A 14,018-nucleotide genomic window follows, 5' to 3' on the forward strand; every position below is an offset into this window, starting at 1 on the left:
AATATCACTTCGCTTAAATAAGCATCATATTAAACTCAGCTTTTCTATGTTTTTCTATATCATTTTTTGACGCTACAGACGTAACTCATGTGGTTTATACATAATAAAAAGGGCCACATATACAGTGGCCCTTTACGATTTATTCTAACTGAAATGGTTATTCAGTTTTTGCTGGTGAATGACTATGTTCGATGTCTTCAGACTTATTCGAAAAGCGGCGACGGATCACCACGAAGAAGACTGGAACAAAGAAGATAGCTAATGAGGTTGCAGCGAACATACCACCCAGTACACCAGTACCTACCGAGTTCTGTGCCGCAGAACCTGCACCATTACTAAATACCAGAGGGATAACACCAAGCATAAAGGCTAATGATGTCATCAGGATTGGACGTAAACGCATCTTAACCGCGTTAAGTGTCGCTTCGACTAACCCTTTACCTTCTTTTTCCATCAAGTCTTTGGCGAATTCAACAATCAAGATTGCGTTTTTCGCCGATAACCCAATGGTTGTTAACAGACCGACCTTGAAGTAAACATCGTTAGACAGTCCACGAACAGAAGTAAACAGTAATGCACCAATAATACCCAATGGTACGACTAACATGACTGAGAATGGTACAGACCAACTCTCATACAATGCCGCGAGACACAGGAAGACGACAATCAGTGAGATTGCGTACAAAGCAGGTGCTTGGTTACCTGATAAACGTTCCTGATATGACATACCCGTCCACTCATAGCCAATACCTTTTGGTAGGTTTTCAGTGGTGAGTTTCTCCATCATCAGCATTGCGTCACCGGTACTTTGACCAGGTGCTGCTTGCCCTTGAATATTCATCGAAGGTACACCGTTATAACGCTCTAAACGTGGCGAACCATATTTCCAAGGATCTTGGGATTCATCCAAGAAGGCCGAGAAAGGTACCATGTTTCCTTGGGCGTTACGAACATACAGCGCGCTAATGTCAGATGGCAACATACGGCTTTCTGCATCACCTTGTACATAAACTTTCTTAACACGACCGCGGTCGATAAAGTCGTTTACATAAGTACCACCAAATACGGAACTTAGCGTTGCGTTGATATCCGCGATAGCAACACCTTGAGCCTGTGCTTTTTGCTGGTCAATGTAGATTCGATACTGTGACGTATCATCCTGACCGTTAGGACGAACACCTTGCAAAATCTCAGGGTGCTGAGCTGCTAAGCCAAGTAATTGGTTACGTGCGGCCATTAAGGCATCATGCCCTAAGTTACCTTGGTCAACGAGCTCGAAGTCAAAACCGTTTGCAGTACCTAACTCAACAATAGCAGGTAGGTTAAAGGCATAGATCATGGCTTCTTGTTTCTGAGATAACGCTATGTTCGCACGCTGAACAATGGCTTCAACATGGTTTTCATCGCCTTTACGTTCACTCCAATTTTTCAGAACGACGAACGCTAGACCCATGTTTTGGCCTTGACCTGCGAAGCTGAAGCCACCAACGGTAAATACAGATTCAACGTTACGCTCTTCTTTGGTGTGGAAGTAAGTATTAACTTCATCCAACACGGCTTGTGTTTGTTCTTGCGTTGATCCCGGTGGTAATTGAACCATCGCTAAGAATACCCCCTGGTCTTCTTCTGGTAAGAATGAAGATGGGAGACGAACAAACATTAATGCCATACCTGCCACTAAAATGAGATAGATGATCAGGTAACGGCCCGTACCATTGAGCATGCGGCTAACACTATCGGTATAGTGATGCGCTTGCTTTTCAAATGTACGGTTGAACCAACCAAAGAACCCTTTTTGGCTACCATGACTGCCTTTCTCAATTGGCTTCAACATAGTGGCACAAAGTGCAGGGGTCAGGATCATTGCAACGAATACGGACAGGATCATTGCCGAAACGATGGTTACTGAGAACTGACGGTAAATTGCCCCTGTTGACCCTCCAAAGAAAGCCATTGGGATAAATACCGCTGATAGCACCATCGCAATACCGACCAACGCGCCTTGAATTTGTCCCATGGACTTTTTAGTCGCTTCTTTTGGCGGTAGACCTTCTTCTTGCATAACACGCTCAACGTTTTCGACAACAACGATGGCGTCATCCACAAGAAGACCGATGGCAAGCACCATCGCAAACATGGTCAAGGTGTTTATCGAATAACCGAAAGCTGCCAAAACAGCAAACGTTCCAAGTAAAACCACGGGTACAGCAATTGTTGGGATTAATGTGGCTCGAATATTCTGCAAGAACAGATACATAACCACGATAACCAACATGATCGCTTCGACTAGCGTTTTAACTACTTCGTTAATCGAAATTTTAACGAAAGGCGTTGTATCATATGGATAAACAATTTCTAGTCCTTCAGGGAAGAACGGTTCCATATTCGCCAGTGCAGCACGAACGTTGTTAGCAGTATCTAGTGCGTTAGCGCCTGTTGCGAGTTTAATACCGATCCCCGCAGCAGGTTTACCATTAAAACGGGCAATAGTACTGTAGTTTTCAGCACCTAACTCAACCGTTGCAAGATCTTTTAAACGCACCTGAGAACCATCCTGATTAACACGTAACAGGATATTGGCAAACTCTTCAGGGCTGTTTAAACGTGTTTGCGCGATGATTGAAACGTTCAAGCGTTGGCCATCAACTGGAGGTGTTCCCCCTAACTGACCTGCCGCAACTTGGTTGTTTTGCACTTTAATGGCATTGATAACATCATTTGTTGTCATGTTGTACTTCACGAGCTGTTCTGGTTTTAACCAGATACGCATCGCGTATTGCGTACCAAACAACTGGGTTTCCCCAACACCATTGACTCGGCTAAGTGGATCCTTAATGTTTGAACCTACATAGTCGGCAATATCATATTGCCCCATAGAGCCATCGGCAGAAACGAAACCAGCTACCATCAAGAATGAACTGGTAGATTTATCAACGCTGATACCTTGCTGCTGTACTTCTTGTGGTAGTAATGGCATTGCAAGTTGCAGTTTGTTTTGAACCTGAACCTGAGCAATATCACCATCAGTACCTGCTTCGAACGTCAGCATGATACTTGCAGAACCGGATGAATCACTGGTTGATGACATATACACCAAGTTATCGATACCATTCATGTTCTGTTCGATAACCTGAGTCACTGTGTTCTGTACCGTCGATGCATCTGCGCCCGGATAGTTTGCCGAAATAGAAACGGACGGCGGTGCAATAGTCGGGTACTGTGCCACAGGTAACTTGATAATTGCCAACAGACCAGCAAGCATAGTAATAATCGCGATTACCCATGCAAAAATTGGTCTATCTATAAAAAACTTAGGCATTAATCAACCGCTCCCTTACTTAGACTTTTGTTCAGGTTGAGCCTGATTGTCTATGGTTTGCGCTTCTAAATTAGCTTCCTTAGGAACGACAACAATACCGGGTTTGATTTTTTGTAGGCCAATCACAATCACGCGATCGCCATCCTTCAAGCCATCAGTCACCAGCCATTTGTTGCCTACAGCTTGTGCTGCTTTAACTTTTCTGACTTCAACTTTATTCTCGGCACCAACAACCATGACTTGAGCGTCACCTTGTGGCGTACGAGCTAAACCTTGCTGAGGAACCAGAATCGCTTTTTCCATAACACCATCTTCTAAGATAGCGCGCACAAACATTCCTGGCATAAGCTCTTTATTTGGGTTCGGGAATACTGCTCTCATCGTGATTGAACCTGTTGTCTCATCCACGGTGACATCAGAAAATTCCAGAGCTCCTTTTTGGGCATACTCTTGGCCATTATTAATGACTAAGCTAACAGGGGCTTTGCCCGGCTCTTTTTGGAGAGCACCTTTTTCTATCTCATTACGTAGGCGTAAGAAATCCTCACTGGATTGCGTAACGTCAACATAGATAGGGTCTAGCTGTTGAACTCGCATCAACTCAGTCGCTTGTCCTGAAGCAACTAATGCACCTTCTGTGACATTAGATTTCCCAGTACGACCGCTGATAGGCGCAGTAACTTTGGTATAGTTTAGGTTAATACGCGCAGTCTCAACGGCTGCTTCTGCTGCCTTAACGGCTGCTAAAGCTTGAGCATAAGTTGAGGTGGCCTGATCGTATTCTTGCTTACTAATATAATTAGTGCCTAGAAGTGGTTTGTAGCGTTTTACAGTCAAACCCGCTAAGTTTGCGTTAGCTTGCGCTTTAGCAAGTTCCGCTTTAGCACTATCAAAAGTGGCTTGGAAAGGCGCTGGATCTATCTGATATAAAGACGTTCCGGCCTCAACATCGCTACCTTCTTTGTAGTTACGTTTGAGTATAATGCCACTTACCTGTGGGCGAACTTCTGCAATACGATATGCAGACGTACGACCTGGTAATTCAGTCTTGATAGTCAGAGGTTCGGCTTTAAGCGTAACAATTCCTACTTCAGGCGCCGGGCGTTCACCGCCACCTTTCTGTTCATCGTTACAACCTGATAAAGCTAAGCCACCTGAAAGAACCAACAGAGCCAGAGGTAACACCCCTCTGTTTTTTCGCATAAGTTAACCTCAATTAATCAACATGAGTAAAAAACAATACAAGAAAATGGTAAACAATAAGATTTATCACTATGCTATAGTACAAACATACACGAATGTATGTAAATCAGCTTTGTATATAAACGAGTTACAATGGCACGAAAAACTAAACAACAGGCCGAAGAAACCCGTCAGGAAATTTTAGATGCTGCCATCAAAACCTTCTCTGAACGAGGCGTTTCGGCGACATCGTTAGCCGATATTGCAAAGGCCGCTGGTGTAACCCGCGGTGCGATATACTGGCACTTCAAAAATAAGGTCGATTTATTCCACCAAGCTTGTGAATTTAGTGATAGCCAGATATTACAGGCCGAAAACTATTATCGTCAGAAGTATAGTAATGATCCACTAGCAATTCTAAAAGAAATTTTAGTTTATATTTTGACAGATTTTATAGAAAGCCCTAAAAATCGCGCTTTAATGGATATTCTTTTTCATAAGTGTGAATTGGTAGGTGAAATGGCTGTTATTGTGGATTTAAAAAGAGAAAACTATATGGCGAGCCATTATCGTATCATTGAACATTTGCGTAGTTGTGTTGAACTAGGACAATTACCTGCGAACCTTGATTTAGAATGTGGTGCTATTATGGTACGAGCGATGATGGCGGGGCTATTGGAGAACTGGTTATTACAGCCTGATAGTTTTAATATACAAAAACGTACTGAAATGCTGGTAGAAACCATGTTAGACGCATTGAAATACAGTCCATCTTTACGGCTAAAGACAGAACAGCCAGAATAATTGGAGAGAGGTTATGTCATCAATTTTAATAATTGCTAATGGTGCTCCTTACGGTAACGAAACGTTATTTAACTCATTACGGTTAGCAATCACACTAAAAGAACAACATCCGCAAACCGAACTGAAGTTATTTTTAATGTCGGATGCCGTTACGGCGGGAATTAAAGCGCAAAAGCCAAAAGAAGGTTATAATATTCAGCAAATGTTAGAAATTTTGACTGCACAGCAGGTGCCAGTGAAATTATGCAAAACCTGTACCGATGCACGTGGTGTTAGTGAATTAGCCCTAGCAGATGGTGTCGAGATTGGTACATTAGTTGAGCTTGCTGCTTGGACATTAGAAGCAGAAAAAGTTCTAACATTTTAATTAGGACTCAATGTGCTGTTAGTCTTTACTAGCAGCGCGCTTTATTTTATCTAAACAGAATCAAAAAACCTCTTATGGGTTCATCCATGCGGACACTGAAAAATCTAAGAGACTGGCAATTCAGGGTTATCTTTGTACTCTTTGCTTTCTTCTTTTCTTGCTATGCTAATGCTGCAATAAGTAATTCTCTTCCAAGCAAAAATGACATTCAAAATAAACTGAATGTATTGAGTAAAAAAAGTAACCAAAGTGCTGAAGATAAGCTGTCTATTGCTGATATTGAAAAGTCGCTTATTTTTTATGATGAGCTAAGTAAACTGGATAGTAAGTCGGATGAACTGCAAAAAAGTCTCGATAGGGCGAGTGATGATGCTAAACATGCGGTGAATGCATTACAACAACTTAAAAATAACAGTGAAGAAGAAACACGGAATTTTACCAATAGCATCAAGAATGCGTCACAAAAACAGTTAGAAACTATGCTCAGTCATGCATTAGAACAATTACAAGCTGAGCAGAATGACCTTGCCAATTACAATAGCTATTTAATTACTTTGCAAACTCAGCCAGAAAGAGCGCAAGCGGTGATGCTGGAGAATGCTCGGCGATTACAAGAAATACGTAATGAGCTTAATAGTGTTTTTAATGAATCGACAAAACTACGAGATACACAAATTGAATTACTGCAAATAGAACAGAACTATTTACAGCAACAAAATGATTATCAAAAACGTGTGTTACAGGGCAACACCCAGTTGCAAGATGTATTACAAAAACAACGTGACTACACGATTTATTATATTGAACAGCTTGAAAACCGTATTCAATTACTACAATCCTATATAAGCAGTAAACGGCTTAATGATTCTGAAGCTACAGCGCGTGAGGCACAAACCTCCACGGATAATGAACTACAGTTAAAGCAAAATCCTATCATTCAAAAAGAATTAGCGATTAATAATGCGCTTAGCGAACGTTTGATCGAAGTGACTCAGAGTAATAATCTCATGGTACAAAATAGTATCCGTGTGAAAACTTGGCTTGAACGAGCAACGCAGTCTGAACGTAATTTGAAAGAACAAATTAATGTATTACGGGGTAGCTTATTGTTATCACGTATTCTGTTTCAACAACAAATTGATTTACCAGATGATATTTTAACTAAAAATTTGCCTAATACCATTGCGGATCTACGCCTTGAACAGTTTGATGTTAATCAGCAGCGTGATGCGTTATATCAAATGAATAATTACATCTTGAATCTGGAGAAACAATTAGCGGAAAAGTCAGGTGGGGAACAAGACAGTCGTTATTTGTTGTCAGATGAAGATAAACAAGCGTTAACTAAATTATTGGATGTAAGGCGTGAGCTATTAGATGAGCTTAATCTACAATTAGGTAATCAAATTTCTCAAGCGATTAATTTACAACTCGATCAAAATCAATTATTGAGTGTGATTAGTTCGCTAGAACACACTCTCGCACAACAAATCTTTTGGGTAAACAGTAATAAGCCGATCGACCTCACTTGGGTTAAAACGTTTCCAGAGGCAGCAACACAACAAATCAATAGTTTTGATTTTAGCTTATCAAAGGGCAATATTAAAAAGGGGATCACCAATTCATTATTCGTGGTAATCCCATTATTGGTATTGGCATTAGTGTTTATTTGGTTATACCGAAAAATCGCTGAACGTTTACAGCAAATCACTCAAAGCCTTTCCAGTTTAAGACAAGATAGTTTATTAAATACGCCATTTGCGCTATTACTTACGCTGCTGCAAACATTACCGACGGCTTTGGTATTACTGGCTATTGGTTATTGGTTTTTAAAAACAGGCAATGCTCAAGGTGAATTTGTGTGGGCGCTTTGCCAGCAATTAGCCATTTTTTGGGTGCTTTTTGAATTAACGTTAAGGGTATTAAAGCCAAGAGGGATAGCAGAAAAGCATTTTAGTATTGAGCCAAAACTTGCCGCACAGACTCGTCGCCGAGTCGCGCGTTTATCACTGCCATTGTTACCATTAATTTATTTTTCAACTTATGGCGTGATTAATCCTCTAAAAGTTTCTGAAGATGTGATTGGGCAGTTAATTGTTTTACTGTCACTACTGATGTTATTTATATTTACATTGCCATTTTGCAAACATATCTGGCAAGAAAAAGGCAGCCATTTAACTCGTTCTGTCGTGGTAACATTGCTCACGTTTTCTCCTCTAATCTTAATTGGTTTAATGATGGCGGGGTATTACTACACCACATTACGTCTGGCTAATCGTTGGTTAGATAGCCTGTATTTATTACTGCTTTGGTATATTACCTATAATGCGTGTTTGCGCAGCCTGACTCTAGTGGCTCGTAAACTGGCTTATCAACGTGCTATCGAACGTCGTAAAGCCCAGCATCAAGAAGAGAGTGAAAACGAACCCATCAAAGAACCGCCAATGACGATTGAATTAATTAGTCAACAGTCATTGCGTTTAACCACGATGGTATTATTTATCATTTTTGCTTTAGCTTTTTATGCAATCTGGTCTGATTTTATTACGATATTTTCATTTTTAGACAGTGTTGATTTATGGCATTACACCGCAACAACCGCTGAAGGTAGCAATACTTTACAATCAGTCACGCTAGCCAATTTAATCTTGGCGATGGTGATTATCGTTGTCGCATGGATTATGACACGTAACTTACCGGGCTTATTAGAGGTTTTAGTTCTGTCACGCTTAAAATTACGACAAGGTTCGACTTATGCCATCACCACGATTTTAACTTACATTATTGTCGGTATTGGTGCGATAACGTCATTGGGGATGCTCGGTATTACATGGAGTAAGCTTCAGTGGTTAGCCGCGGCATTAACGGTTGGTTTGGGGTTTGGCTTACAAGAAATTTTTGCGAACTTTGTTTCGGGGATTATCTTGTTATTCGAAAGGCCGATTCGTATCGGTGATACCGTAACGATTGGCAGTTATTCGGGAACGGTAAGTAAAATTCGTATTCGTGCAACCACTATCATTGATTTTGATCGCAAAGAAGTGATCATCCCGAATAAAGCGTTTGTGACTGAACGTCTCATTAACTGGTCACTTTCGGATACAGTGACGAGGATTACGGTAGCATTAGGTGTGGCTTACGGTTCTGATCTCGATAAAGTGAAGCAAGTGCTGTTAAGTGCTGCGACCTCAAATAGTAAGGTGATGACAGACCCTGCACCTGCGGTGTATTTCACTGGGTTTGGTGCGAGCACCCTTGACCATGAATTGCGTTTTTATGTTCGCCAAATAGGCGATAGAGGAACGACGAGTGATGAGGTGCATCGTGCAATAGATAAATTGTGTCGTGAAAATGACATTAATATTGCATTTAACCAGTTAGAGGTTCACCTTCATAACGAGCGAGGTGACGAAATTCAAGAAATAAAACGTGACCCTAACGTAAAAAAAGATGATGGTAATTAATATGACTTAATTGCTCGATGAGCAGGTTGCTTCGGCAGCCTGTTTAGTGAGATAGTCATTTTTTACAATTTCAAGCGCTTTAAGTACCACGTCAGTTTCAACGTCTGAAGTTTCAAGTAAATAGATAAGATCAACGGCAAGCTGAGTTTCTTTGGGGGCATTTTTTAGAGAATCCATTCTGGCTCCTTAGTATCGACTTAGCGAGTTATCGTACGCATTTTTTTAGTAGCGACATTGATAGATATTAGTTTTTAATCGAAATAGGAGCAAGTTGATATTACACAATGATAAAAAAATAATAAGAATAGCGACGAGAAATTAACGTGCCTTTGACATTTTATCGTGAAGGGGAGAGTTAAAATCTACAATAGTTTTTATAATTCTAATATGTATAGTAAATAATAAAATAACCCGTCATTAATCGATTTGTGAAAATAGAGTAGCTGAGTAATATCATTTATATCAATGATATTGAAGTAGTTTATTGATTGTTATGGTATTACGTGCATGTTAGTATTATTACCTATTGGTAATAGTATAACTGGGTGATTTTGTGACGAAATTATCGGAAAGCCTCTATTTAACATTTTGTATCGTGCTAAGCTTTATTATCACTTATTATATTGCAGGTATTGATGCAACTTTATGGAGTTCACTGTCAGCGCTTCATGGTTATACGATATTTAATAAAGCGAATCGCTATAAAAATATTATTTATTCATTATTATGTTCATTATTTGTGTTTGTAGGGACGGCTCTTGGTTATTCTTTAGGCTTTAGTTATTTGTTCTTTATCGTATTATTTCTATCACCTTTTTTCTATTATCAACTTTATAATGTTGATTCCTCTTTAGAGATGTCGTTTAAGTACTTTATGATTTTCTTTATCATAGGGGCAACCTTAAATAAGTCGAGCTTCAACGGCTTGGTGATAGGTTTACTGATAGGAACGGTGGTGACACTTGCGTTCTGTTACGCTGTGAGCAAACGGAAAACAATTACGATTCACCAGATAAAGAAGTATATCTTTTTAAAAAGAGATAGAGTCACTGTTCCCTTAGTGGGACAATCATTGATCTACTCGACAGGCTTAATTTTTTGTGTTTTATCATCAAGAGCCATCAATATAGACCATTTTTTTTGGGCACCATTAACCTTTATCTTTGTCTTAAATCCTAAATTAACAAATATCGTTAAATTAACGCGTGATAGGGTCATTGGAACGCTGATTGTTGTTTTGATACTTTATTTGGCATTTAACTCATCTATCTTAATGCCATACATAGGTTTTACATTAATTCTCTTGTTTTCATTTTTAATCCCTATCAGTAATACAAAGAAAAATAATGTATTCGGGACAATTTGTTTGACTGGGTTAGTCTTGTCATTAATTGAAATGTCAATTTATCTGAATAATGTTGATTATCATTTATTGTCAGAAAGGATCATGGAAACATTCATTGGTGGCTTATTTGCGGTAGTATGCAGTTACTGCATAAAATTAATCATGAAGAATAAATCAATTTATTGAGGTCGCCTTACAATGGGAGCTGAGGCTACACCCATTAATAATTTAGTCCAAAAATTGGTTTTCTTGATGTTCTATGGCTTTTTCGATACGTATCAATGCTTGCCGGCAACGGTATAGCCTTCCCGCTAATGCTGCAATATCTTTTTGGCATTGGTGACGTTTTACGTGATCGGTCAGGCCATTGAGTTGCAATTCACGTTCACTGACCATGGCGAGTAATCGGCGTTCATAATCTTGATGCTGTGCCAACCGTTCATACAGATCGACGTGTTCTTTCTTTTCTTGAAAAGAGGTCTCTTTTTGGCGTAATGCTTGAGTAGACAGTTCTCGGGAAAGCGCTTGGATTTGATGCGTTATTTTCTCTGTCAGAAAGTTAACTTGTTCAATATGACCAAGTGACACACTGTGGGAAAGTTGTTGGTACAGTTTATTTAACTCTTTTTGGCAATCCCCTAGATGCGTTGATTTAGTGCTAAACAGTTGCGAATCAAAGCGGGAATGTGAAAATTCCTGATCAGCGATAGGTGCTATGCGGGTTTGCAATGCGTCAATTTGCGTTTTTAGCGCATCTAAAAGAGCCTGTATTTTCATTTTTCTTCTCGTTACTAGTGAAAAATCATGGAAAATTGATATGTAGCAATAAAACTTGTCGCAAATAAGCGGCTCCTTATTGCATTTTTATGGTACTTTAAATAGATTCTACCTTTTCGTGTTTACTATTGATTGGCACTTTATTATGACTGCTAGAGAGCAACAACTGCAATTGATTAAAGAAAGTATTGCAACTATCCCTGATTACCCAAAAGAAGGGGTATTATTCCGCGATATTACCACACTGTTAAATAACCCAGCAGCTTATCAAGCTACCATCGATTTGTTGGTTGAGCATTATAAAGATAAAGATGTCACCAAAATTGTAGGTACTGAAGCGCGCGGTTTTCTGTTTGGTGCACCAGTCGCGTTGCGCTTAGGCGTTGGTTTTGTTCCTGTACGTAAAAAAGGCAAACTACCTCGCGAAGTATTAAGTATGACCTATGATTTAGAATATGGCACTGACACGCTGGAGATCCATCGTGACAGTATTCAGCCTGAAGATAATGTATTAGTCATCGATGATCTACTTGCAACAGGCGGTACTGTTGAAGCAACAGTAAGAATGATCAAGCAACTAGGCGCGAACATTGTCGATGCCGCTTTTATTATCAGCCTACCGGATTTAGGCGGCGTAGAGCGCCTTGCTGCTGAGGGCGTTAACTCATTTAGTTTAGTTGAGTTCCCAGGCCACTAATCCTATTTTCCTCACTATTTTTATCACAGTCTCGCCGTAAGGGGCGAGGCTGTGGTAGCATGGTGCTATCACCGTGTTAAGAAACTGCATAATTCATGAGCTATCAGGTACTTGCCCGTAAGTGGCGCCCCCAAAAATTTTCAGATGTTGTCGGTCAACAGCATGTATTGACCGCATTAGCAAATGGTCTGGAACACCAGAGGCTTCATCACGCCTATCTTTTTTCTGGCACTCGTGGTGTCGGTAAAACGACAATTGCCCGTTTGTTTGCCAAAGGTCTTAATTGTGAAACGGGGATCACAGCAACACCTTGTGGAAAATGTACCAATTGCCAAGAGATCGAGCAGGGGCGTTTCGTCGATTTGATCGAAATCGATGCGGCATCGAGAACAAAAGTTGAAGATACGCGAGAATTATTAGACAACGTGCAGTATGCGCCGGCTCGCGGGCGTTTTAAAGTCTATCTTATTGATGAAGTGCATATGCTATCGCGCCATAGCTTTAATGCGTTATTAAAAACGCTAGAAGAGCCGCCTGAGCACGTTAAATTTTTACTGGCAACAACCGATCCACAAAAATTACCGGTGACGATTTTGTCGCGTTGTTTGCAGTTTCATTTAAAAGCGTTAGATGTCACTCAAATTAATGAGCAGCTTGAACATATTTTAAATGCAGAAGGCATTGAACATGATTCGCGCGCGCGCCAGCTCATTTCTCGCGCAGCTGATGGTAGTTTACGTGATGCGTTGAGTTTGACAGATCAAGCGATAGCGATGGGGCAAGGTCAGGTTACAGCAGATATTGTCAGTCAGATGTTAGGTACGCTGGATGATGAGCAGCCGCTTGCGATCATTGAAGCTTTGGTGCGTGCTGATGGTATTGCTGTCATGGAAGAAGTCGAGCATGCAGCAACCCGTGGCGCAGATTGGGAAAATCTTCTGGTAGAAATATTGTCATTGTTGCATCGCGTTGCCATGATCCAGCTATTACCCGCAGGAAAAGAAACGGATCCTTCATCGACGGAAGGGCGTCTCAGACAAATAGCGCGAATAATTTCTCCAGCAGATTTGCAATTATTTTATCAAACATTACTGATTGGTCGTCGAGACCTCCCTTACGCACCAGAACGCCGTATGGGCATTGAAATGGCTTTGTTACGTGCTTTGGCGTTTCACCCCAAAAGCATTATTGAAGAACCCGTAGCACAAACGGTGGCCGTACAGCCTGCTTCTGTGATGCCGACTCGCTCAGTTGCATCGAAACCAACACCGGCTTCATCACCGTTATCGGCAAATGCGCCGATAGCAGAAAATAGTCCTACTTTTCAATTATTAAAGGCTAAGGAAGCGCTACAGTCCTCACAAGATGAGGTATCTGACGGAAAAAAGAATAAACCGGCCGCGCCTGAAAAGGCTAAGCCGGCGATGTCAGCACTTGAGAGGCTGGCCGCGGTCACTAGCCAGCATCAAAAAAAGGGTGTTAACCAAACTGTTGACGCTAAAAAATCGACAAAACCAAAGCATTATCAGTGGCGGCCTCAGTTTGAAGAACCTCAAGCTAAAGAAACGATTACCACACCGACTGAAATAAAAGAGGCGTTAGAGTATGAAAAAACGCCTGAATTAGCGGCTAAGATTATTGAAGAAGGTCGAGAGCGGGATAGCTGGTCAGCAGAAATAGCGCAATTAAATATCCCTAAGCTAGTTGAACAATTAGCTTTGAATTCATATATAGAAAGAATCAGTGAGTCACAAATCGTTCTTCATTTGCGACCCGCGCAGCGTCATCTTAATAAGCCGTCGGCACATGACGCATTACAAAGTGCCTTGAGTGAACACTACGGTCATCCTGTTGAACTAAACATCGTTCAAGATGATAATACCGAAGTGAAAACGCCGCTTGAATGGCGACAGGCGATTTATGAAGAAAAGCTGGCGCAAGCGCGTCAGTCAATTATTGCGGATAAAACGATTCAAAAACTACGCTCGATGTTTGATGCGCAGTTAGATGAAGAAAGTATTCGCCCCGTTTAACGCTACAGTCTCTATGAGCAAGCTGTGGCC

Annotated in this window: 10 protein-coding genes; 6 read left to right on the top strand and 4 right to left on the bottom strand. The window is 40.8% G+C overall.

Features of this window, described 5'->3' with window-relative positions; all coding sequences use genetic code 11:
• Nucleotides 1-157: 157 nt before the first annotated feature.
• Both M1F03_RS05795 and M1F03_RS05800 read right to left on the bottom strand, forming a co-directional pair.
• Nucleotides 158-3,319, bottom strand: coding sequence for an efflux RND transporter permease subunit (locus M1F03_RS05795; protein WP_154623397.1), 3,162 nt, complete (start codon nt 3,317-3,319; stop codon nt 158-160).
• A gap of 15 nt (nt 3,320-3,334) precedes the next feature.
• Complete coding sequence (locus tag M1F03_RS05800; RefSeq protein ID WP_154623396.1) at nt 3,335-4,522, bottom strand: efflux RND transporter periplasmic adaptor subunit; 1,188 nt, start codon at nt 4,520-4,522, stop codon at nt 3,335-3,337.
• A 132-nt stretch (nt 4,523-4,654) separates the two neighbouring features.
• Between M1F03_RS05800 and acrR the strand changes: the two genes are divergently transcribed.
• The 3 genes from acrR to mscK all read left to right on the top strand — a co-directional run bounded on the left by acrR (nt 4,655) and on the right by mscK (nt 9,136).
• Complete coding sequence (gene acrR / locus M1F03_RS05805; protein WP_154623395.1) at nt 4,655-5,305, top strand: multidrug efflux transporter transcriptional repressor AcrR; 651 nt, start codon at nt 4,655-4,657, stop codon at nt 5,303-5,305.
• Between the two features lie 13 nt (nt 5,306-5,318).
• A complete protein-coding gene (locus M1F03_RS05810; RefSeq protein ID WP_154623394.1) occupies nt 5,319-5,672 on the top strand; it encodes a DsrE/DsrF/TusD sulfur relay family protein in 354 nt (117 codons plus the stop codon).
• An 86-nt stretch (nt 5,673-5,758) separates the two neighbouring features.
• Complete coding sequence (gene mscK / locus M1F03_RS05815; RefSeq protein ID WP_251463768.1) at nt 5,759-9,136, top strand: mechanosensitive channel MscK; 3,378 nt, start codon at nt 5,759-5,761, stop codon at nt 9,134-9,136.
• 6 nt (nt 9,137-9,142) lie between these two features.
• Here the strand turns inward: mscK and M1F03_RS05820 are convergent, their stop codons facing one another.
• The gene (locus M1F03_RS05820) at nt 9,143-9,313 is read right to left on the bottom strand and encodes a YbaM family protein (RefSeq protein WP_154623392.1); all 171 of its coding nucleotides are present in this window, start codon (nt 9,311-9,313) and stop codon (nt 9,143-9,145) included.
• Nucleotides 9,314-9,689: 376 nt separating this feature from the next.
• Here M1F03_RS05820 and M1F03_RS05825 point away from each other — a divergent pair, with 376 nt between their 5' ends.
• Nucleotides 9,690-10,667, top strand: a complete 978-nt coding sequence (locus M1F03_RS05825) for an FUSC family protein (RefSeq protein ID WP_163860836.1) — start codon at nt 9,690-9,692, stop codon at nt 10,665-10,667.
• Between the two features lie 42 nt (nt 10,668-10,709).
• Here the strand turns inward: M1F03_RS05825 and priC are convergent, their stop codons facing one another.
• Nucleotides 10,710-11,258, bottom strand: a complete 549-nt coding sequence (gene priC, locus M1F03_RS05830) for a primosomal replication protein PriC (protein ID WP_154623582.1) — start codon at nt 11,256-11,258, stop codon at nt 10,710-10,712.
• A 145-nt stretch (nt 11,259-11,403) separates the two neighbouring features.
• Between priC and apt the strand changes: the two genes are divergently transcribed.
• Both apt and dnaX read left to right on the top strand, forming a co-directional pair.
• Nucleotides 11,404-11,955 carry an adenine phosphoribosyltransferase gene (gene apt, locus M1F03_RS05835; protein WP_154623581.1) on the top strand — a complete coding sequence of 184 codons (552 nt, stop codon included), beginning with the start codon at nt 11,404-11,406 and terminating at the stop codon, nt 11,953-11,955.
• 95 nt (nt 11,956-12,050) lie between these two features.
• Nucleotides 12,051-13,988, top strand: coding sequence for a DNA polymerase III subunit gamma/tau (gene dnaX, locus M1F03_RS05840; RefSeq protein WP_196713420.1), 1,938 nt, complete (start codon nt 12,051-12,053; stop codon nt 13,986-13,988).
• Nucleotides 13,989-14,018 lie beyond the last annotated feature (30 nt).

Origin of the sequence: Providencia sp. PROV080, from assembly GCF_033688105.1 — a bacterium.
Taxonomy (GTDB): domain Bacteria; phylum Pseudomonadota; class Gammaproteobacteria; order Enterobacterales; family Enterobacteriaceae; genus Providencia; species Providencia zhejiangensis.

Excerpts from the sequence above, each read along its gene's own strand:
- M1F03_RS05820 (WP_154623392.1), bottom strand. The coding sequence starts at position 9,313 with ATGGATTCTCTAAAAAATGCCCCCAAAGAAACTCAGCTTGCCGTTGAT.
- dnaX (WP_196713420.1), top strand. The coding sequence starts at position 12,051 with ATGAGCTATCAGGTACTTGCCCGTAAGTGGCGCCCCCAAAAATTTTCA.
- acrR (WP_154623395.1), top strand. The coding sequence starts at position 4,655 with ATGGCACGAAAAACTAAACAACAGGCCGAAGAAACCCGTCAGGAAATT.
- M1F03_RS05810 (WP_154623394.1), top strand. The coding sequence starts at position 5,319 with ATGTCATCAATTTTAATAATTGCTAATGGTGCTCCTTACGGTAACGAA.
- M1F03_RS05795 (WP_154623397.1), bottom strand. The coding sequence starts at position 3,319 with ATGCCTAAGTTTTTTATAGATAGACCAATTTTTGCATGGGTAATCGCG.
- apt (WP_154623581.1), top strand. The coding sequence starts at position 11,404 with ATGACTGCTAGAGAGCAACAACTGCAATTGATTAAAGAAAGTATTGCA.
- M1F03_RS05800 (WP_154623396.1), bottom strand. The coding sequence starts at position 4,522 with ATGCGAAAAAACAGAGGGGTGTTACCTCTGGCTCTGTTGGTTCTTTCA.
- priC (WP_154623582.1), bottom strand. The coding sequence starts at position 11,258 with ATGAAAATACAGGCTCTTTTAGATGCGCTAAAAACGCAAATTGACGCA.
- mscK (WP_251463768.1), top strand. The coding sequence starts at position 5,759 with ATGCGGACACTGAAAAATCTAAGAGACTGGCAATTCAGGGTTATCTTT.